Source organism: Streptomyces sp. BB1-1-1, from assembly GCF_031597775.1.
GTDB classification, from domain to species: Bacteria; Actinomycetota; Actinomycetes; order Streptomycetales; family Streptomycetaceae; genus Streptomyces; species Streptomyces thinghirensis.
The window spans coordinates 2,988,658-3,008,543 of record NZ_CP134203.1; the positions used below are offsets into that span (position 1 = coordinate 2,988,658).

At 72.1% G+C, this 19,886-nt stretch carries 16 protein-coding genes; 7 read left to right on the forward strand and 9 right to left on the reverse strand.

Translation table 11 applies throughout. From position 1 onward, the window contains the following. Window positions 1-140: 140 nt before the first annotated feature. Window positions 141-527, reverse strand: coding sequence for an MGMT family protein (locus RI578_RS13675; protein ID WP_310871343.1), 387 nt, complete (start codon window positions 525-527; stop codon window positions 141-143). A 185-nt stretch (window positions 528-712) separates the two neighbouring features. Here RI578_RS13675 and RI578_RS13680 point away from each other — a divergent pair, with 185 nt between their 5' ends. The 3 genes from RI578_RS13680 (at window position 713) to RI578_RS13690 (ending at window position 6,934) form a co-directional block, all read left to right on the forward strand. Then, window positions 713-3,508, forward strand: a complete 2,796-nt coding sequence (locus RI578_RS13680; RefSeq protein WP_310871344.1) for a lysylphosphatidylglycerol synthase transmembrane domain-containing protein — start codon at window positions 713-715, stop codon at window positions 3,506-3,508. 144 nt (window positions 3,509-3,652) lie between these two features. Further along, on the forward strand, window positions 3,653-5,215 hold the full coding sequence (locus RI578_RS13685) for an alpha/beta fold hydrolase (protein WP_310871345.1): 1,563 nt from the start codon (window positions 3,653-3,655) through the stop codon (window positions 5,213-5,215). Between the two features lie 168 nt (window positions 5,216-5,383). Further along, the gene (locus tag RI578_RS13690) at window positions 5,384-6,934 is read left to right on the forward strand and encodes an alpha/beta hydrolase (protein WP_310871346.1); all 1,551 of its coding nucleotides are present in this window, start codon (window positions 5,384-5,386) and stop codon (window positions 6,932-6,934) included. A gap of 71 nt (window positions 6,935-7,005) precedes the next feature. On the opposite strand, the gene moeZ is transcribed toward RI578_RS13690, so the two are convergent. From moeZ to RI578_RS13725, 7 genes are all read right to left on the reverse strand, one after another. Further along, window positions 7,006-8,184 (reverse strand): adenylyltransferase/sulfurtransferase MoeZ, encoded by a 1,179-nt coding sequence (gene moeZ / locus RI578_RS13695; RefSeq protein WP_055417970.1) that lies wholly within the window; start codon window positions 8,182-8,184, stop codon window positions 7,006-7,008. 63 nt (window positions 8,185-8,247) lie between these two features. Next, window positions 8,248-8,997, reverse strand: coding sequence for a spherulation-specific family 4 protein (locus tag RI578_RS13700; protein WP_310871347.1), 750 nt, complete (start codon window positions 8,995-8,997; stop codon window positions 8,248-8,250). Beyond that, window positions 8,985-10,043 carry an NAD-dependent epimerase/dehydratase family protein gene (locus RI578_RS13705; protein WP_310871348.1) on the reverse strand — a complete coding sequence of 353 codons (1,059 nt, stop codon included), beginning with the start codon at window positions 10,041-10,043 and terminating at the stop codon, window positions 8,985-8,987. The genes RI578_RS13700 and RI578_RS13705 overlap by 13 nt, the downstream gene beginning before the upstream one ends. Window positions 10,044-10,145: 102 nt before the next feature. Further along, a complete protein-coding gene (locus RI578_RS13710; RefSeq protein WP_310871349.1) occupies window positions 10,146-11,606 on the reverse strand; it encodes a hypothetical protein in 1,461 nt (486 codons plus the stop codon). Continuing rightward, window positions 11,603-13,339 carry a DUF3492 domain-containing protein gene (locus tag RI578_RS13715; RefSeq protein ID WP_310871350.1) on the reverse strand — a complete coding sequence of 579 codons (1,737 nt, stop codon included), beginning with the start codon at window positions 13,337-13,339 and terminating at the stop codon, window positions 11,603-11,605. Before RI578_RS13715 ends, RI578_RS13710 begins: the two co-directional genes overlap by 4 nt. A 214-nt stretch (window positions 13,340-13,553) precedes the next feature. Further along, window positions 13,554-15,326, reverse strand: coding sequence for a DUF3152 domain-containing protein (locus RI578_RS13720; RefSeq protein ID WP_310871351.1), 1,773 nt, complete (start codon window positions 15,324-15,326; stop codon window positions 13,554-13,556). 8 nt (window positions 15,327-15,334) lie between these two features. Continuing rightward, complete coding sequence (locus RI578_RS13725) at window positions 15,335-16,357, reverse strand: alpha/beta hydrolase (protein WP_310871352.1); 1,023 nt, start codon at window positions 16,355-16,357, stop codon at window positions 15,335-15,337. A gap of 221 nt (window positions 16,358-16,578) precedes the next feature. On the opposite strand from RI578_RS13725, the gene RI578_RS13730 reads away from it, so the two are divergent. The 4 genes from RI578_RS13730 to RI578_RS13745 all read left to right on the forward strand — a co-directional run bounded on the left by RI578_RS13730 (window position 16,579) and on the right by RI578_RS13745 (window position 18,542). Then, the gene (locus RI578_RS13730) at window positions 16,579-16,800 is read left to right on the forward strand and encodes a hypothetical protein (protein WP_310871353.1); all 222 of its coding nucleotides are present in this window, start codon (window positions 16,579-16,581) and stop codon (window positions 16,798-16,800) included. A 228-nt stretch (window positions 16,801-17,028) separates the two neighbouring features. Beyond that, window positions 17,029-17,670 carry a TetR/AcrR family transcriptional regulator gene (locus tag RI578_RS13735; RefSeq protein WP_121749529.1) on the forward strand — a complete coding sequence of 214 codons (642 nt, stop codon included), beginning with the start codon at window positions 17,029-17,031 and terminating at the stop codon, window positions 17,668-17,670. Window positions 17,671-17,855: 185 nt separating this feature from the next. Beyond that, window positions 17,856-18,083 (forward strand): DUF3107 domain-containing protein, encoded by a 228-nt coding sequence (locus tag RI578_RS13740; RefSeq protein ID WP_121749090.1) that lies wholly within the window; start codon window positions 17,856-17,858, stop codon window positions 18,081-18,083. 189 nt (window positions 18,084-18,272) lie between these two features. Continuing rightward, window positions 18,273-18,542, forward strand: coding sequence for a hypothetical protein (locus RI578_RS13745; protein ID WP_310871354.1), 270 nt, complete (start codon window positions 18,273-18,275; stop codon window positions 18,540-18,542). 97 nt (window positions 18,543-18,639) lie between these two features. Here RI578_RS13745 and RI578_RS13750 read toward each other — a convergent pair whose 3' ends face one another. Beyond that, the gene (locus RI578_RS13750; protein ID WP_310871355.1) at window positions 18,640-19,404 is read right to left on the reverse strand and encodes a ferritin-like domain-containing protein; all 765 of its coding nucleotides are present in this window, start codon (window positions 19,402-19,404) and stop codon (window positions 18,640-18,642) included. Window positions 19,405-19,886 lie beyond the last annotated feature (482 nt).

Genomic DNA, 19,886 nt, shown 5'->3' on the forward strand with positions numbered 1-19,886 from the left:
TCTCGGATCTCCTGGGTCACTCGTGGCGCCCGTGTCCCCCGCCCCACGAACGTACGTCATGCCACGGTCGTGCTCGAAACGCACCTTTTCCCTCATACGGATCACAGGTCACACGTCGGCCGCTCCGATGGCGGAAGCTGTCAGGTGTGACCCTGTGCGCGTTCGCCGCCGTCCCACCGCGCCCGCTTCAGGTCGAGGCGCGGCAGGTGGCCCTCCGCGGCTCTGCTCGCCTCCTTCAGGGGCGTGCCCTCCTCCCGGTAGCGGTCGAGCGCCTCCAGTTCCTGCCCCGCGAGCAGGGCCCCGTCCGCGCGGACGACACGCCACCACGGAACGCCTCCCCCGTAGAGGGACATCACCCGTCCGACCTGGCGGGGTCCCCCCTCCTCCAGGTACTCGGCGATGTCCCCGTACGTCATGACACGGCCCGAAGGAATCAGTTCGGTCACTTCGAGGACTCGCTCGGCGTACTCGGGCAGCGCGTCCGCGTACTCCGGGCGGGACTCCTCCGGAAGGCTCTGCTCGCTCATCCGCCCCATCCTGCCCCACCCCACCGACAACGCGACGCGCTCCCGACGGTGTGCGTCCCTCGCCCGGAAGCGGCGCTTCGGGCAGACTGTGCGGCCCGCACGGGCACCCTGATGCCTGCCGAGGCCGACGCGGCATGCCACCATCGTGCGGGCGGTGACCAGTGATACGAGAGCAAGAAGAGGCGATGAAGCAGCAGGGTGTGCACCCCGAGGACGCCGAGGGCACCTCTGGCTCTTCATCGCGCCCGGGCACCGCGGACGGAAGTGGCGAGAAGACCGGCCGGCGGGCGGCCGAGGGCAGGACCGCGACGGCCGCCGACCCCGACGACGTCGCGCACATCGACGAGGTGGAGGGCGACGAACCGCTGCTCCCCGCGCGCGTGCACCGTCCGTCCGACCTGATGCGGCTCCTGGTGGGCGTGCTCGCCGTCGTCGTACTGCTCGCCGTCGCCGCCTTCGCGCACGGCACCACCTCGGGCCTCGAACAGGACATCAACAAGGGCACCGGGCAGGCGCCGGACCTGCTGATCAAGATCGCCGGCCTGGCCTCCAGTATCGCGATCCTCCTGGTGCCGGTCGCGTTCGCGATCGAGCGGCTGATCAAACGGGACGGGCTGCGGATCGCCGACGGCGTGCTGGCGGCGGTCCTCGCGCACGGGGTGACCCTCGCCACCGACCTGTGGGTCGCCAAGGCCGCCCCCGGGTCCATCCAGGAGGCGCTCACCCAGCCCTCGCCGGGCGACGTCCACGCTCTCACCGATCCCGTGCACGGCTACCTGGCGCCGGTCATCGCGTACATGACGGCAGTCGGCATGTCCCGCAGACCCCGCTGGCGCGCGGTGCTGTGGATCGTGCTGCTCCTCGACGCGTTCTCGATGCTCGTCACCGGCTACACGACACCGTTCTCGATCATTCTGACGGTCCTCATCGGCTGGACCGTGGCCTACGGAACGCTGTACGCGGTCGGCTCCCCCAACGTGCGCCCCACCGGGCGGACGCTGATGGCGGGCCTGCGTCACGTCGGCTTCCGCCCGGTGACCGCCGCCCGCGAGGAAGTTCCCGCGGACACCGCGGAGACCGGTGACCGCGGCCGTCGCTACTTCGTCACACTGGAGGACGGTCGGCCGCTGGACGTCACGGTGGTGGACCGGGAGCAGCAGGCGCAGGGCTTCTTCTACCGCGCTTGGCGCAATCTGACGCTGCGCGGCTTCGCCACCCGCAGCAGCCTCCCGTCGCTGCGGCAGGCCCTGGAGCAGGAGGCACTGCTCGCCTACGCGGCGATCGGGGCCGGCGCCAACGCCCCCAAGCTGATCGCGACGTCCGAGCTGGGGCCCGACGCCGTGATGCTCGTCTACGAGCACACCGGCGGGCGCACTCTCGACTCGCTGTCGGACGAGGAGATCACCGACGACCTGCTGCACGGCACCTGGGAGCAGGTGCGGGCCCTGCAGTCCCGGCGCATCGCGCACCGCCGGCTGGTGGGCGACGCGATCCTGGTGGATCGTTCCGGCACGGTGATCCTCACCGACCTGCGCATCGGCGAGATCGCCGCCGGTGACCTGCTGCTGCGCATGGACATCTCCCAGCTCCTGGTGACGCTCGGCCTGCGGGTGGGTGCCGAACGCGCGGTCGCCTCGGCGGTGGCCGTACTCGGCCCCGACGCCGTGGCGGACTGTCTGCCGATGCTCCAGCCCATCGCGCTCAGCCGCTCCACGCGCGCGACCCTGCGCAAACTGGCCCGGGAACGCGCCCAGCGCGAGCGGGACGCGGTCCTGGAGTCTTCCCGGCAGGCCAAGCTCGCCCGCTCGGAGGCGGCCACCGACGACGACACGAGCGCCGCGACCGAGCAGCCCGACAAGCCCGACAAGCCCGACAAGCCCGACAAGCCCGACAAGCCCGACAAGAAGGTCGTGCGCGCCGAGCAGCGGGCGGAGAAGCGAGCCGTCGACGAGGCGTTGGAAGAGGCGCGCGAGGAGGACCTGCTCACGCAGATCCGGCACGCGGTGCTGCGGATCCGACCGCAGGCTCCCGTCGAGCCGGCCCGCCTGGAGCGGGTGCGACCGCGCACGCTGATCAGCTTCATGGCAGGTGCGATCGGCGCCTACTTCCTGCTGACGCAGCTCACCCACATCGAGTTCGGACCGCTGATCTCGAACGCCCAGTGGGGCTGGGTGGCCGCGGCGGTGCTGTTCTCGGCGGCGAGCTATATCGCGGCGGCGATGGCCCTGCTGGGCTTCGTACCCGAGAAAGTCCCGTTCCTGCGGACCGTGGCCGCGCAGGTCGCCGGGTCGTTCGTGAAGATCGTCGCCCCCGCGGCGGTCGGCGGCGTCGCCCTGAACACCCGCTTCCTGCAGCGCGCCGGAGTACGGCCCGGGCTCGCGGTGGCGAGTGTCGGCGCGTCGCAGCTGTTCGGGCTCGGCTGTCACATCCTGATGCTGCTGGCCTTCGGCTATCTGACCGGCACCGAGAAGACGCCGTCGCTGTCGCCGTCCAGGACTGTCATCGCGGGTCTGCTGACGGTGGCGGTGCTCGTGCTCGTGGTGACGTCGGTGCCGTTCCTGCGCAAATTCGTCGTCACGCGCGTGCGGTCGCTTTTCGCCGGTGTCGTACCGCGCATGCTGGATGTCCTGCAGCGGCCGCAGAAGCTGGTCACCGGCATCGGCGGCATGCTGCTGCTCACCGCCTGCTTCGTGATGTGCCTGGACGCCTCGATCCGGGCCTTCGGCGACGAGACGACGTCGATCAGCCTGGCGAGCGTCGCGGTCGTCTTCCTGGCGGGCAACGCGCTGGGGTCCGCGGCGCCCACCCCGGGCGGTGTGGGCGCGGTGGAGGCGACGCTGACGGTCGGTCTGATCGCCGTCGGCCTGCCCAAGGAAGTCGCCGCCCCCGCGGTGCTGCTGTACCGGCTGCTCACGCTGTGGCTGCCGGTGCTGCCGGGCTGGCTGGTCTTCAACCACCTGACCCGGAAAGAGGCGCTGTAACGGCCTCGTACGCCGCGGAACGGCCTCGCACGCCGAGGTGATCCGTACCCATCGGCTCACCCGCGTACGTCCCGGCTGCCCGCCCCGTACCTCGTACGGCTCCTGCCCCGAGCGCACGGTCCCGCGCGCCCGCACGATGGACGCATGCCGAACTGCTTCCGGCTGCGCGCCGCCGCCCTGACCGCCGCCACCGCCGTAGCCATGTCCGCTCTGCTGGCGGGCTGCAGTGACGACTCCGGAAGCGACTTCGGGAGCGACGAGGACCTGACGGCCCAGAAGCTCGGCTGGAAGGACTGCCCGGCCCCCTCCGAGGCCGAGGGCGGTGGCGCCGCTCCCTCTCCGCTGCCGGACGGCGCCGAGTGGCAGTGCGCCACCATGAAGGCGCCACTCGACTGGGACGACCCCGAGGGCGACACGATCGACCTCGCGCTGATCCGGGCGGAGGCCAGCGGTGAGGCGGACCGCCGGATCGGCTCACTCGTCTTCAACTTCGGCGGCCCGGGTGGATCGGGCGTCACCACGCTGCCCGCCTTCGGCCAGGACTACGCCACCCTGCGCACCCGCTACGACCTGGTCAGCTTCGACCCGCGCGGTGTCGGCCGCAGCGCCCCGGTGGAGTGCCTGGACGACAAGCAGCTCGACGCCTACTTCCAGCAGGACGCCACCCCCGACGACGCGGCCGAGCGCACCGAGCTGCTGGACAACACCGAGGACTTCAACGCGGCCTGCGAGACGAACTCGAAGAAGATCCTGCCGCATGTGCGCACCACCGACGCGGCCCGCGACATGGACCTGATGCGCCAGGTCCTCGGCGACGACAAGCTGCACTACTTCGGCATCTCCTACGGCACCGAACTCGGCGGCGTCTACGCCCACCTGTTCCCCAAGAAGGTGGGCCGCGCCGTCTTCGACGCGGTCGTCGACCCGACGCAGACCCCGGAACAGGGCTCGCTCGCGCAGGCGAAGGGCTTCCAGCTCGCACTCGACAACTTCGCCGAGGACTGCGTGTCGAAGGTCGAGGACTGCCCCGTCGGCACCAGCGCGCAGGACGTCAAGGACCGTATCGCCCGGCTGCTGAAGGACCTCGACCGCAAACCGATCCCCGGCATCTTCCCTCGTGAACTCACCCAGACCGCCGCGACCGGAGGGATCGCGCAGGCGCTGTACTCGAAGGACTTCTGGGAGTATCTGACCGACGGCCTGGAGCAGGCGTACGACGGTGACGGCAGGGTCCTCATGGTGCTGTCGGACGCGTTGAACGGGCGAAACGAGAACGGCGAGTACAGCAACATCACCGCGGCCAACGTCGCCATCAACTGCGCCGACGACAAGCCGAGGTACGACCCCGCGTATGTGGAACGCCAGCTTCCGGAGTTCCGGAAGGCCTCCGCGCTGTTCGGCGACTATCTCGCCTGGTCCATGCTCAGCTGCACCGACTGGCCGGTGCCCGGTGCCGTCGACCACCCCGACGTGAGCGCGCCCGGAGCGCCGCCGATCCTGGTGATCGGCAACACCGGTGATCCGGCGACGCCCTACGAGGGCGCGGGGAGGATGGTGGACGAGTTGGGGAAGGGCGTGGGCGTGGAACTGACCTACAAGGGCCAGGGGCACGGTGCCTACGACAGCAAGAACAAGTGCGTACAGGACGCGGTGCACGGCTATCTGCTGGACGGGAAGGTGCCGGCGGCCGGGACCGTCTGCTCCTGATCACCGACAACATCCCCAAGAAACGCAGAAGCAAGAACGCGGAAGCATGAGCAAAGTGGCAGGTCAGAGCGTTATCCACAGGGTCCAGCGGGCTCTGCGTGCTCCGCCTACCATGGCATGACCGCCATCCGCTGCACGGCGCGGACGGCTTGCGAGGGGGGAGAGCACATGGCGCGTCTCGTACGGTGGACGGCTCTGACGGCCGCCGCCGCACTGCTGACGGCGGGCTGCAGCGGCGGCTCGTCCGGCGACGACCAGGATGACGGGGGGACAGAGGGGACGAGCAGCGCACGGCCGTCCGCGGCCGCACCGTCCGGGGTGCCCGATTCGCTGGCCTCCCAGACGCTCGACTGGGGCCGCTGCAAAGGCACCGCCGACTCCCCCGCGCCGGGCGGCGACTGGCAGTGCGCCACGCTTGAGGCGCCGCTGGACTGGGCCGAGCCGGACGGCGAGACGATCGACCTCGCGCTGATCCGGGCCAAGGCCACCGGCGACGAGCGGATCGGCTCCCTGCTGTTCAACTTCGGCGGCCCCGGCGGCTCCGGCATCTCCATGATGCCGTCCTACGCCGACTCCGTCTCCTCCCTGCACGAGCGGTACGACCTGGTGAGCTGGGACCCGCGCGGGGTGGCCGCCAGCGAGGGGATTCGCTGCCGCACCGACGAGGCGATCGAGGACGCCGAGTCGGTGGACTCCACGCCGGACACCGCTGCCGAGGAACAGGCGTACCTGAAGGACGCCGCCGGCTTCGGCGCGGGCTGCCAGAAGGCCGCCGGCAAGCTGATGGCACACGTCTCGACCACGGACACCGCCCGCGACATGGACCTGATGCGGCACGTGCTGGGCGACGAGAAGATGCACTACTTCGGCATCTCGTACGGCACCGAACTCGGCGGCGTCTACGCCCACCTGTTCCCGGCGCGCGTGGGGCGCGTGATCCTCGACGCGGTCGTGGACCCGAGTGCCGACACGATGGGCCACGCCGAGAACCAGGCCAGGGGCTTCCAGCGCGCGCTGGACGACTATCTGAAGTCCACCGGGCAGGACCCGAAGCAAGGTTCGCGGGAGATCGCCGACCTGCTGGAACGTCTCGACGCGGAACCGCTGCCGACGTCGTCGCAGGGGCGGAAGCTCACGCAGACACTCGCCCTCACCGGAATCGTGCTGCCGCTCTACAGCAAGGACGGCTGGCCGGCCCTGACCAGCGCGCTCGCGGCGGCCGAGGAGGGCGACGGCTCCGAGCTGCTGGCGCTCGCCGACGGCTACAACGAGCGGGACCCCTCGGGGCGCTACGGCACGACGACCCACTCCCAACGAGTCATATCGTGCCTGGACGACAAGCAGCGGCCGACCGTCGAGGAGACCAAGAAGCTGCTGCCGAGGTTCGAGAAGGTCTCGCCCGTGTTCGGGGCGTTCCTCGGCTGGGACACGGCCGGGTGGTGCCACGACTGGCCGGTGGCCGGTCAGCACGAGACCCCGGAGGTGAGCGCGCCCGGCGCGGCTCCGATCCTGGTGGTCGGCAACACCGGCGACCCGGCGACGCCCTACGAGGGCGCCCGCAGGATGGCGGACGAGCTGGGCGAGGACGTCGGTGTGGTGCTCACGTGGAAGGGCGAGGGCCACGGGGCCTACGGGAGTGGGAGCGACTGTGTCGACTCCGTGGTGGACGGCTATCTGCTGAAGGGGACGGTACCGAAGGACGGCAAGGTCTGCTCATGACGGCGGCGGGGGCTTCGGGCACCCACGGTGCGCGAAACCCCCGCCGTCCGGAGAACGGGGTCGGGGCCCGGTCAGTAGACGGGCTTGGCCGGCTCGATCTGGTTGACCCAGCCGATCACGCCGCCACCCACGTGTACGGCGTCCGAGAAGCCGGCGGACTTGAGGACCGCCAGAACTTCCGCACTACGGACACCCGTCTTGCAGTTCAAGACAATCTTCTTGTCCTGCGGGAGGCTCTCCAGGGCCGAGCCCATGAGGAACTCGTTCTTCGGGATCAGCCGGGCGCCCGGGATGGAGACGATCTCGAACTCGTTCGGCTCACGGACGTCGATGAGCTCGATGTTCTCGCCGTCGTCGATCCACTCCTTGAGCTGCTTGGGAGTGATCGTGGAGTCGGCGGCCGCCGCCTGGGCCTCCTCGGACACGACGCCGCAGAAGGCCTCGTAGTCGATGAGCTCGGTGACGGTCGGGTTCTCACCGCAGACCGCGCAGTCGGGGTCCTTGCGGACCTTGACCTGGCGGTACTGCATCTCCAGGGCGTCGTAGATCATCAGGCGGCCGACCAGTGGCTCGCCGATGCCCGCGAGGAGCTTGATCGCCTCGTTGGTCTGGATGGAGCCGATGGACGCGCACAGCACGCCCAGGACGCCGCCCTCGGCGCAGGAGGGGACCATGCCGGGGGGCGGGGGCTCCGGGTAGAGGCAGCGGTAGCAGGGGCCGTGCTCGGACCAGAAGACGGAGGCCTGGCCGTCGAAGCGGTAGATCGAGCCCCAGACGTAGGGCTTGTTCAGCAGCACGCAGGCGTCGTTGACCAGGTAGCGGGTCGCGAAGTTGTCCGTACCGTCGACGATCAGGTCGTACTGGCTGAAGATGTCCATCACGTTGTCGGCCTCGAGCCGCTCCTGGTGAAGGACCACGTCCACGTACGGGTTGATGCCCTTGATGGTGTCGCGGGCGGACTCGGCCTTGGACCGGCCGATGTCGGCCTGGCTGTGGATGACCTGACGCTGCAGGTTCGACTCGTCGACCTCGTCGAACTCCACGATGCCGAGCGTGCCGACACCGGCCGCCGCCAGATACATCAGGGTCGGCGAGCCGAGGCCGCCCGCGCCCACGGCGAGCACCTTGGCGTTCTTCAGCCGCTTCTGCCCGTCCATCCCCACGTCGGGGATGATCAGGTGGCGGGAGTACCTGCGGACCTCGTCTACGGTGAGCTCGGGGGCCGGCTCGACCAGGGGTGGCAGCGACACGGGGACTCCGTTGGTCGGTCAGTAATTACGGTTGTTCTCCCAGTAACACTGCCACGGCCTTTTTCATTCCGAGACACCCGTCCCGACTCGCGAGACGATTTCGTCCCAGTAGCCGGGCATCGTCTCCCAGGGGTCGATCCGGCCGCCCCGGTCCGTGCGGTCGGTGAAGTAGATCGTCGCGGCACCCTGCCAGCGGGCGATGCGCAGCGCCTCCTCCAGATGCCCGCGGGGGACGCCGTGCACGAAGTGGCAGAAGCGCTCGGGCGGATAGTCGGCGCTCCACTCGGCCGCCTGGGACCAGCGGTAGTCGCTCCAGGCGCCCGAGAAGGTGACGAGTTGGTCAGCGTTCTCGGCATAGCCGGGGTAGGGGTGGGTGCCGTGACCGAGGACGATGTGGGCATCGTCACGGATCACACGGAGGGTGGTGACGGTGCGGCGGACCTCGGGGAGCGCGGCCCGTTCGGACGGGCAGCGGTCGAGGAGGAAGCCGTCGACCTGGTACCAGTCGAGGTGTCGGTGCGCGTCGGAGATCAGCGCGCCGAAGCTCCGGGCCCCGTACGCGGCGTCGAGGTGGCCGAGTACGCGGACGCCCGCGTTGCGCAGGCGTCCGACGGCGTCCAGGCAGCGTGGGTCGGGGTGCGCGCCGGGGCCGTCGGCGACGTTGAGGACGACCCAGTGCAGGGGGGTGCCCGGGTAGGTGAGGCCGGACCACTCGCCGGGCGCGACGAGGGGGTGGGCCAGACCCGGGACGCCGAGGCCGGTGCGGACGTCGGTGCTCGCGGTGCCCGCTTTGGCGCTGGTCAGATACGGCATGCCGCCTCCATCCAGATGTCCGCGAGGGACTCTTCCAGGGCGATCCGGGGCCGCCAGCCGAGCCGGTCGCGTGCGGTGCGCACATCGGCCTGCTGCCAACTGCCGCAGCCGTCCGGGTAGGGGTAGGCGACCGGGGCCGCGTGCTCGGCGTCGGTGCGGTCGCCGCGGATCCCGAGGGGCTCCGGGCGGTGATGGCCGAGAGCGTCGGTGCGGTGGTGGCCCAGGGAGTCGACGCGGTGGCCCATGGTTTCGGTGCGGGGGTGGCCGATGGTGGGCCGCAGTGCGCCGGGCGGTCCGTCGAGTTCGTGCAGGGCACCGCCGTATCCGGCCACGCGGGCGAGGGTGGCGGCGGCGTCGCGCAGGCGGACGGCGCGGCCGGAACCGATGTTGATGACGCCCTGGGCGGCGGACAGCGAGGCGGCGTGGACGGCGCGGGCGACGTCGCGGACGTCGATGAAGTCACGCTGGGCGCCGAGGCCGCCGAGGCGGAGTTCACCGTCGCCTGACTGCATCGCGCGGCGCATGGCCTCGGCGAGGCGGCCCAGCGGGGAGCCGGCGGGGGTGCCGGGACCGGCGGGCGAGAAGACACGCAGGACGACGGCGTCCAGGCCGGAGCCGAGGACCAGTTCGGTCGCGGCGAGCTTGCTGACGCCGTAGGGGCCGCCGGGGCGGGGCACGGCGTCCTCCGCGGTGGAGGAGCCGGGCTGGCTGGGGCCGTACTCCGCACTGCAGCCGACCTGCACCAGGCGGGCGCCGCAGCCGCTGCGGCGCAGGGCCTCGCAGACGGTGGCGACGGCGACGGTGTTGTGCCGGGTGAGTTCGCGGGCGCCGCCCCGGGTGGCGCCGGCGCAGTTGACGACGACGCCGGGATGGACCGCGTCGAGGAAGCGGGTGAGGGCGCCGGGGCTGCCGGTGGCGAGGTCGAAGCGGACGTCGGCGTCGTCGCCGCGGCCGAGGGCGGTGAGCTGGACGGCCGGGTCGGCGAGCAGACGGTCGGCGACGAAGCGGCCGATGTAGCCGTTGGCTCCGATCAGCAGGACTCTCATCGGGCTGCTCCCGGTGCCGAGGCGTCGGGTCGGGAGGTGGTCATCTGGGGGCTCCTTCGGAGGGTGATGCGGACGTGTGGGGGGTTGTCCGGGGGCGCGCGGTCACCGCGGCTGGTCCATCGGTGCGTGGGCCGAGGCCCTGGTCAGGCGGCGGGTCGCGTGCACCAGGAGGGTCAGCGCGCCGATGCCGCAGGCCGCCGTCGGAACGCCGGCCGGGCCGCAGGCGGCGACCAGGGCCTCCACGGGGGCGGCGAGGAAACCGCAGCCGGGGAGGCGACCGGCGAAGAGCGTGGCCAGGGCCGCCGCCTCGGCGGTGGCCGCGGCGGTGAGGACGCGCGTGGGGGCGTGTGTGCAGCCGTGCACGGTGAGCAGGCGGGCGAGCAGGAGCAGGGTGCCCAAAGTGAGTGCCTGGGGGTGGGCGGCGGGCTCCGCGAGGACCGCGCCGGTCAGCGCGACCAGGGCCGTCAGGGCGCACATGAACAGGGCGACCGTGCCGAGCAGCAGGGGGCGTACGGAGGCGGAGAAGTCGGCCAGGCCGCGGCTGGCTGCCAGTTTGCGACGGGCGCCCACGGCGAAGAGGTGGGCACTCGCGGCCGCGGGCGCGCAGGCCAGCGCGAGAGCCAGGACGGGGGCGACGGTGACGGGCCACGGGCCCGCGGCGGTGCCGTCGGGCAGGCCGTCCGGGCCGCCGGCGAGAGCGGCGCGGAGCAGTCCGTCGCCGAGGAGGGCGTAGCCGACGAGCCAGCAGGTCCAGGTGCTGGTGGTACGCGTCGCCGCCCTCAGCGGCCCTCGGCCCAGTGCCGCGCGCAGGGCGAGAGTGACCACGAGGGCGCCGACGACGGCCGCGATCAGGCGCGGTCGGCCTTCGGTGAGACGCAGGCCGGCCACGGTGGCGGCGCACAGCGCGCCGGGCAGCAGCGCGAGGACGATCCAGCCGGTGCGTGCCCGGGGAGCCGGCGGATTCGTGGGGCGCGGGGACGCGTCGCCGTCGCGCGGGACGCGGGCGTACATCTCCTCCGCGAGGGAGAAGACGTCCCGGTGGCGGAAGCGTGCGGCGGTCCGGTCGGTGACGCCGTGCGCCTCCAGGCCCGCCGCGATCTCCAGCGGGTCCACGGCACGCTCGCACAGGTCGCGGTGACGGTGCATCAGGGCCTTCACCGGATCCGCGGCGGCACGGCGCGCAGCGGACGGCGCCTCCTTGCCGACGGCTACCGCTCCGCCGCCACCGACCGCTCCGCCTCGGGCGCCCGCAGTGCCACCGCCGGGCGGTCCGCCGCGGGCGCCCGCAGCACCACCGTCGGAGGCTCCGCCGTGGGCGCCCGCAGCACCACCGTCGGACGCTCCGCCGCGGGCGACCGGGCTGCCACCGGCGACCGCGCCACCCTCGGCGCCCTCGGCAACCTCTCCGCCCCGGGCGACCGGACTGCCCCCGGCGATCGCATGCTCCCCGGCAGCCCCTCCGCTTCGGGCGACCGGATCGGTCAGGGACTCCCGCGAGCGGGAGTCCCAGGCGCCCGGGCTGCCGGGGGTGCCGGGGCGGTCGAGTTCGCCGAGGCCGCTCATCGGGCCCCCTCGGTCGCGGAGGCCGGGGAGGTGGCCCGGACGGGGGCGTCCGTAGCCCAGCCGGGCCCGCCCCGGGCCACGACACGGGCCGTGGGGTCGGTCCAGCGGCCGGGGACGTGGGCCTCGGCGGGGACGGCGAACGGCAGAGGTTCGCCGGTGTCGTCGAGGACGACGCGGCGGACCGGGGTACTGGAGAGGATCTCCAGGTAAATGCCGTGAAATGCCGCGACGTTCTGCTCGACGGTGAACAGTTCCAGTGCGCGGGCGCGCGCGGCGGCGCCCAGTCGCTCACGGCGCTCGGGGTCGCGCAAAAGGGCGACGCACGCCTCGGCGAGCGCCCGTGGATTGCGCGGCGGCACGACGAGTCCGGTGCCGCCGATCGCCTCGACGACCGCGCCGACGTCCGTGGAAACCGTCGCGCGTCCACAGAACATGGCCTCGACCAGCCCGGACGGGAACCCCTCGACCACGCTGGAGAGGACCACCAGGGCGCCCGCGCCGTACGCGTCGGCGCGGGACGGCAGTTCCGGCCCACCGGTCTCCTCGAAGGACACCGGGTTGCGTCCGACGGCGTGCGGGCCGTCGGCCTCGTCGGGGAAGAGCTGCGCGGCCAGGCCCTTGCAGTGGGCGTGGTAGGCCGCGCCCTCGGGGCCGGTGGGGTTGCCGACGATCCGGAGCCGCGCCCGGGGCTCCGCCTTGCGGATCTCCGCGAAGGCGTGCAGCAGCGACACCAGGTCCTTGGCGGGCTCGACGCGGCCCACCCAGACGAGGGTGTGCGGGTCGGCGTACCCCGGCGACTCCCCCGTCTCGGCGAAGGGAGTCGCGTCCATACCCGGGTGGACGGTGCGGAGCTTGGCGCGGTCGGCCCCGCAGCGCTCCTGCCAGCGGCGGGCGTGCGTGTTGCCGGGCGTGATCACGGCCGCACGCCGGTAGGTCTCGGCGGCCAGCCGACCGTGGAAGGCGGCCAGCAGGGACCGTATCGCGGGCGGGGCGTCGGGTTCGGTGAGGTAGTGCGTCCGCAGCCGCACCCCGTATTCGGTCACCAGCAGGGGCACGTCGCAGAAGTGCCGGGCGAGCAGCCCCGGAAGCGCCGCCGTGCCGCCGGAGGCCGCGTGGCACAGGTCCACCGCGCCGAGGTCGTCGTCCTCGTACCAGTCGAGCGACAGGGGGCGCAGGGCGTGTTCGAGGCGCGCGGCGACGGCGAGCAGATCGGGGACGCGCGCCTCACGTGCGGAGCGGTGGGCGCCGGGCGCGCGACAGGCGCGTTCCAGGGCGCGTACGGCGGTCTCCGAGCGGAGGGCGGCGGGCAGTCCGCCTTCGTCGCGGGCGAGTTCGGCGAGGCCGTACAGCGCGTTGGCGAAACGGTCCGCCTCAAGGGCCGACTCGCTCTCCGATGCCCCTCCCGACGCCCTCTCCGAGTACGCGGAGGAGTTGCCGGGGGCGGTCGTGCACAGGACCGCGGCGAGTTCGCCGTAATGCTCCGCGAAGCGCCGACGCGCGCGCCGCCCGTGGACCACTCCGTCGTCCTCGAAGTCCCACAGCGACGCGGTGCGGACCCGGCTGACCTGCGGCGGCAGCGGAACCCACCCCTCGACCTCCTGGCGCTCGCTGCGGCTGAGCGCGTAGACGTCGAACTCGTGCTGCTCGAGCCCGCGCACGAGCCGATCGCACCAGAGCCCCGCCTCACCGCTCACATACGGATAGCCACCCTCCGTAAGCAGTCCGATGCGCACGCGCGCACCCCCGATCTCCCGTCTGGGGAGCCGTCGTTGGCCCGGCGGCTCGCAGCGGGACGAACGTATGCGGACAAGGCGGTGGCGCGATGGACGGTTGTCCATCGCGCCACCAAAAGGGGTGAACGGGCGTGACTTTCCCATGCGGGGCGCGTTCGGTCGCGCTAAGAGATCAAACAGTCACCACGAGTGATGCGGCGGCCATGGCTCGCGATCAGCTGTTCGGGTAGGCCCAGGGGTTGGGACGGCAGTCGATTCCGTCGTGGTCGACGAACTTGGTCTGCTGCTGCATGACCGGGGCGAGTTCGCCGTCCTTGTCGCAGGTGACGTGGTTGAAGCCGATGCGGTGGCCGATCTCGTGGTTGATCAGCATCTGCCGGTACCCGTGGATGTCGTCGCCGTACGGCGCCGCGCCCTGCGCCCACCGGTAGGCGTTGATCATCACGCGCTCGGTGGCGGCCGAGTCGCAGGACACGTTGTCCTCGGTGGTGTCCAGGCCCGACTTGGCGCACCAGTCGGCGGTGGTGCCGGGGCTGGCCAGCGTGATCACGAAGTCGGGCTGCCCGGAGTGGATGCGCTCGAAGGAGCGGGCGCCGTTGTGGGCCCAGCTCCGGTCGTCGTTGAGCGTCTTGTGCACGGCCTCGGCGAAGAGTTCCCCGTCGAGGCCGAGCCCCTGTTCCACGTCCACGCGGTAGGTGTACTTCTGCCCCGTCCCCGGCCCCTTGTCGATGCCGGGGATCGCGTCGAACTTCCCCGAACCGTCGAGCTCGGCGCCGAGCGGGTACCGCTTCTCCATCTTGTGCTCGTACGTCAGCGGTGCCGCGGACTCGGGGGCGGAGGGCGTCGGCCGTCCGTCCGCCCGCGACGCGGAGTCGTGGACGTCGCGGGCCTGGTCGGTGGCGGACTGCGAGCGCGCCTCGTCGCTGTCCGCCCCGTCGGCGACCTGGCCGGCCACGACGACCGCCAGCACGGTGGTGACGGCTGCCGCGGCGATGCCGGTGAAGGCCCTGCCCTTACCGCCCTTGACCGGCGCGGGTTCACCCGTCGGTGGCGCGTCGGCGGCGGCGCCCGTGACGTCGCCGTCCCCGCCCTCGGCGCTCCAGTCGGTGACGGAGGCGTACGGGTCGGCGGGCTGCGCGGGGGCGGGGTCAGGGCGCCGGGCGCGAGGCACGAAGACGTCGTCGTCCCCACCGAAGGCGTCCAGGTAATCCTGCCGCGGTCCTCCGGGAGCGGCCTGCCGCTGCCGCGGGAAGGGCGGGCCGGGCTGCCTCGCGGACGGGCCGGGCGGCCCGGGGTACCCGGGACGCGAGGGGTGCGCAGGGTGCGAGGGGTGCGAGGACGCACCGGGGGGCGGTCCCGCCGGTGTGCCCGGTCCGGCACCGGCCCGCCCGCTCACGTCGCCCCAGCCACCGCCGGGTTCACGCTGCTCGGGGTGGCCGCCACGGACCCGCGGCACACCGTGCGCCGGGGTGCCGTCCGGGACTCCCGGGACACCACGAGCGGGCGCACCATCCGCCACCCGCGGAAACCCGTGCGCCGGCGTGCCGTCCCCCACCCTGGGGAACCCCCGCGCCGGCGTACCGTCCGAACCCACCGAAAATCCACGCCCAGGCGTCCCACCGGAAACCGACGGAAACCCACGCGCGGGCGTCCCGTCCGAAACCGAACGAAACCCACGCGCAGAGGCCCCATCCGAGACCGCAGGGAACCCATGAGCCGGCGTCCCGCCCGAAACCGAAGGAAACCCCCGCGCAGGCGTCCCATCCGAGACCGCAGGGAACCCATGAGCCGGCGTCCCGTCCGGAAGCCGTTGGCCCGGACCCGCGTGCCCCTGGGCGGATGTTCCGTTCGCCGGCGGTGTCTGCTCCTCCGCCGGAGGCCCCTGCGCCCGGCGGCGGCCCAGTAGGCCGGGCCGGCCCTCGCGTGCTGCGGCGGTGCCCTCGGCGTCGGCCCTGGGGGCGGGTCCGCGGCGGCTGTGGCGTCCCACTTCGCGCCTCAGCCTCCTGTGGTCTGGTTGGCGGGCTCGTCGTCGACGGCCGCGTCGATCCTCTCGCCGACCGCCGATTCCCCGGTGTCCGCGAGGAGTTCGCGGAACGCCGTGGCCACGGTCTCCGGATATTCCATCATCGCCACGTGCCCCGCGTCCGGCAGGGTCAGCAGCCGGGAGTCACGGAAGGCGCGGGCGGCCCGCTGTGCCATGCGGTGGCCGACGAGTTGGTCCCGTCCACCGTAGACCAGCAGCGTCGGTGCGAGAACCCGTTCGGCCTGTCGCCACAGCCCCTGCTGGCCGCCCACCGTGTACGCGTTCACGATCCCGCGGGCGGAACGCGCCATCGCGTCCCAGAAGTACGGCAGTTGCAGTCGCCGTTCCATCTCCTCCACCGCGTTGCGGAAGCCTTCCGGCGACACGCGCCCCGGGTCTCCGTAGCAGAGCGCCATCACGCCGCGGACCCGCTGCTCCGCGGTCCACTCGCGGGTGAGCCGGGTGAACAGCGAAACCACCCCCGGCAACGCCAGCAGCCCCGTCGGCACGGCGCTGCGCTGCACGCGTATCTCCGGCAGCGCGGGCGACACGAGGGTCAGCGTCCGCACCAGGTCGGGCCGCACCGCGGCGACGCGGGTGACGACGGCGCCGCCGAGCGAGTTGCCGAAGAGATGCACGGGGCCGCGCCCGGCGGCATCGAGGTGGCGGACGACCGCGCGCGCGTGGCCCGTGATCGAGTAGTCGCCGTCGTCCGGTGGCGGGGAGTCGCCGAAGCCCGGCAGGTCGATGGCCTCACCGTCGACGACGCCGTCCAGCAGCGGCATCAGCGCCGACCAGTTCTGCGAGGAACCGCTGAGGCCGTGGACGAAGAGCGCGGGCGGCAGCCCTTCGCGGGCCGGCGGTCTCGAGCGCACCGTCAAGGTGATACCGGGCAGGTGGACCGACCTGAGCCGCTCGCCGGCCGCGACCTTGACGGCTGCGACCTTCGGCAGCACGTTGGCGGGCGGCACGGACGGCGGCTCGATCGAAGGCATGCGGCAATGTTACGAGACGATCACGCAGTAGTTCATGTGTTCGCCATCACAAGCGCGGGTGCGCCGGCGCGGCGGACGGGTACTGATGCCGGCAGCGCACGGAACGGGCCCGGACGTTGGCGACGCATGGCGTCCGGATCGGGTGTCTCCTAGGCTCGTGGAGTGGGCACCCGCGTGTGGCCCCTGCATCTTCAGGGACGTTCGTAGGAAGGGAGCCCAGCATGACCGTCGACCCGACCGACCCCGAGACCTTCGACGACGAGCCAGAGGAAGCGAAGGAATTCGACGTCGAGGCACCGGACGCCGACGCCGCCGAGCAGCAGGCGGACATCGCGCCGGAGCGCGACGACCCGTTGACCGGCGTCGATCCGGACCGCGCCAACGAGGCCGACCTGGCCGAACAGGCCCGGGTCGTCTCCCACGACGAGGACGACTACCGCTGAGACGCGGCCGCGGGCGACCGAAGACGCGGCGCCGGAAGCGGCGGAGAAGCCCGCCGAGCAGGAAGGAGGCCGATTTCTGCCCGGCCTGAACGCTTTTGAAACCTGTTGTGCGGCTATCGCCACCGTCCGGTCCGTGAAATTCTGCGCTCGCACCGCACACACCACGGTTACCGAAAAGTACGATGGCGACGCGGCGCACACCGCACGAGGACGACTATGGGAGGCGGCGTGACAGCCATCGAGCAGACAGAGGCGGTACGCCCGCGGGGCACACGCCTTCCCCGCCGAGCCCGACGCAACCAGCTGCTGGGCGCCGCACAGGAAGTGTTCGTGGCCCAGGGCTACCACGCGGCCGCGATGGACGACATCGCCGAACGCGCCGGCGTCAGCAAGCCGGTGCTCTACCAGCACTTCCCGGGCAAGCTCGACCTCTACCTCGCCCTGCTGGACCAGCACTGCGAGTCCCTGATCCAGTCCGTACGGAGCGCGCTCGCGTCGACCACCGACAACAAGCAGCGCGTCCGGGCGACGATGGACGCCTACTTCGCGTACGTCGAGGACGACGGCGGCGCCTTCCGCCTGGTCTTCGAGTCGGACCTGACCAACGAGCCCGCCGTGCGCGAGCGCGTCGACAAGGTCACGAACGAGTGCGCCGAGGCGATCTGCGACGTCATCGCGGAGGACACCGGCCTCTCACGCGCCGAGTCGATGCTGCTGGCCTCCGGTCTGGGCGGCCTCGCCCAGGTGGTGGCCCGCTCCTGGCTGCACAGCGACCGCAGCGTGCCGCGCGACCAGGCGGTCCAGTTGCTGACCTCGCTGGCCTGGCGGGGCATCGCCGGCTTCCCGCTGCACGGCAGCGAGCAGCACTGAGCAGCACTGATGCACTGAGCAGCACCGACCCTCACGGCGCGGCAGGCGTACGGCGGCTCTGTTCCCGTCGGCTGTTCGCTCCTGGCGTTCTCCGGCGCAGCGTGTACGTCCCCTCACCGGGCTAATGTGTCCTGGGTACGGCGCGGAAGATCGCGCACTTCACTGACCGTCGGAGGGACATAGCCGTGGAGGTCAAGATCGGCGTGCAGCACGCGCCCCGCGAGATCGTTCTGGAGAGCGGTCAGAGTGCCGAGGAGGTCGAGCGTGTGGTGGCCGAGGCACTCGCCGGCAAGTCGGCGCTGCTGAGCCTCGTCGACGAACACGGCCGCAAGGTCCTGGTGCCGGCCGACCGTCTGGCCTACGTCGAGATCGGCGAGCAGGCCCCTCGCAAGGTGGGCTTCGGCGCGCTGTAGTCGGCGGACGCGGAACGACGCACGCAGAACGGGAGGGGCCCGGCGGTGACTCACCGCCGGGCCCCTCCCGTCGTCTCGTTCACGGACGGAGCACAGTTCACCCACAGGAGGAGGGTTGTATTCCGCAGGTCAGGGGTAAGACGGCTGTGACCGTTTCGGGCGGGCCGGCTGCGTGGGAGGGACCCCGACATGCTCTTGGAAGCGCTCAGCGCCGCGATCCTCGGCCTCGCCCTGGCTTGGGCCGCCGCCCACCGTCTGCCACACCGCCTGCCGGCCCGCGTCCTGGTCCTGCCGACGGGGATCGCCGGGGCCCTCTTCGGGGCCTTCGTCACGCACACCGCGCTCGGCGCCGGCGGGCTCCTGCTGGTTCTCCTGGGCTCGGCGACCCTCTCCGCGGCCTCGCTGTCGCTGCTGCTGCGCCCCGCGGGCAGACTCCGCCGCCGATCGGCGACCGCCTGACAGGCCGTCGCCGTACCGGACCGCGCCCGCGCTGACAGCGGTCAGGCGGCCGGACGGCCAGGCGGCGGGACGGCCAGGCGGTCAGGCGATCGGGCGGTCAGGCGGCCAGACCCAGCGCCGCCATCCGCTTGGTGTGCGCCTCGGTGATCCGGGAGAACATCCTGCCGACCTCGGCGAGGTCGAAGCCGTCCGCGACACCGCCGACCAGCATCGTCGACAGCGCGTCCCGGTCGGCCACCACCCGCTGGGACTGCGAGAGGGCCTCTCCCATCAGCCGCCGCGCCCACAGCGCGAGCCGTCCGCCCACCCGCGGGTCCGCGTCGATCGCCGCGCGCACCTTCTCCACGGCGAACCCCGCGTGCCCGGTGTCGTCGAGCACCGCCAGCACCAGCTCGCGGGTGTCGGAGTCGAGGCGAGCCGCGACCTCGCGGTAGAAGTCACTGGCGATGGAGTCACCGACGTAGGCCTTGACGAGCCCCTCCAGCCAGTCGGACGGGTCCGTCTGCTTGTGGAAGCCGTCGTACGCGGCCACGAACGGCTCCATCGCCTCCGTCGGCTCCTCGCCGATCTCGGCGAGCCGGTCCCGCAGCCGCTCGAAGTGGTGGAACTCCGCCGACGCCATCTTCGCCAGCTCCGCCTTGTCCGCGAGCGTGGGCGCCAGCTTGGCGTCCTCCGCGAGCCGCTCGAACGCCGCCAGCTCGCCGTACGCCAGTGCGCCGAGCAGGTCCACGACCGCGGCACGGTACTGCGGGTCGGCGGCCGCCGTCGCCCAGTCCTGGGCGGCGACTCCGGTGGCGCTGGTGGCTCCGGAGGTTTCGGCGGGGGCGTCAGCGGCGTTGCCAGGCTTGTCAGAGCTCGTCATGCAGCGCACAATAGCCCGCCCGTGGCCTGCGGGAAGGCCCCTGGTCGGCCCTGGTCATTCAGTGTGACGACGACTACGTGACCAAATCGGCCATCGCGTGTGCGCGAATCCGGGGTATGGTGGTAATGCGCCTGCCGAGTATGTGACGTACGGGTACGTGACATCGTCGTCGGGCCGCACGCATGAGGATGCCCGGTCGGTGGCCCGATCGGCTCCGACCCGACAGCCCTCCCTGCTGTACGCCACACTGCGTACGGAATCCGGAGGGGGACCCTCAGTGGTACGAGCGCTGGAGCGTCGACAGAGGTCCCGTGTCCTACGGCTCATTCCGTAAGGCAGCCGACGTCCCCGACACGGTCCGGCAAGACCCGCGCGCTCGCCTCGCACCACGTACACAGAAGAGGCAGCACCCTGACTACGACGTTTCGATCCCTCGGGATCCTCCCCGAGACCGCCGAAGCCCTTGAGGCCGTCGGCATCAT

Coding starts and splice junctions, on each gene's coding strand:
- RI578_RS13675 (WP_310871343.1), bottom strand. CDS start 527: ATGAGCGAGCAGAGCCTTCCGGAGGAGTCCCGCCCGGAGTACGCGGAC.
- RI578_RS13680 (WP_310871344.1), top strand. CDS start 713: ATGAAGCAGCAGGGTGTGCACCCCGAGGACGCCGAGGGCACCTCTGGC.
- RI578_RS13685 (WP_310871345.1), top strand. CDS start 3,653: ATGCCGAACTGCTTCCGGCTGCGCGCCGCCGCCCTGACCGCCGCCACC.
- RI578_RS13690 (WP_310871346.1), top strand. CDS start 5,384: ATGGCGCGTCTCGTACGGTGGACGGCTCTGACGGCCGCCGCCGCACTG.
- RI578_RS13700 (WP_310871347.1), bottom strand. CDS start 8,997: ATGCCGTATCTGACCAGCGCCAAAGCGGGCACCGCGAGCACCGACGTC.
- RI578_RS13705 (WP_310871348.1), bottom strand. CDS start 10,043: ATGAGAGTCCTGCTGATCGGAGCCAACGGCTACATCGGCCGCTTCGTC.
- RI578_RS13710 (WP_310871349.1), bottom strand. CDS start 11,606: ATGAGCGGCCTCGGCGAACTCGACCGCCCCGGCACCCCCGGCAGCCCG.
- RI578_RS13725 (WP_310871352.1), bottom strand. CDS start 16,357: ATGCCTTCGATCGAGCCGCCGTCCGTGCCGCCCGCCAACGTGCTGCCG.
- RI578_RS13730 (WP_310871353.1), top strand. CDS start 16,579: ATGACCGTCGACCCGACCGACCCCGAGACCTTCGACGACGAGCCAGAG.
- RI578_RS13745 (WP_310871354.1), top strand. CDS start 18,273: ATGCTCTTGGAAGCGCTCAGCGCCGCGATCCTCGGCCTCGCCCTGGCT.
- RI578_RS13750 (WP_310871355.1), bottom strand. CDS start 19,404: ATGACGAGCTCTGACAAGCCTGGCAACGCCGCTGACGCCCCCGCCGAA.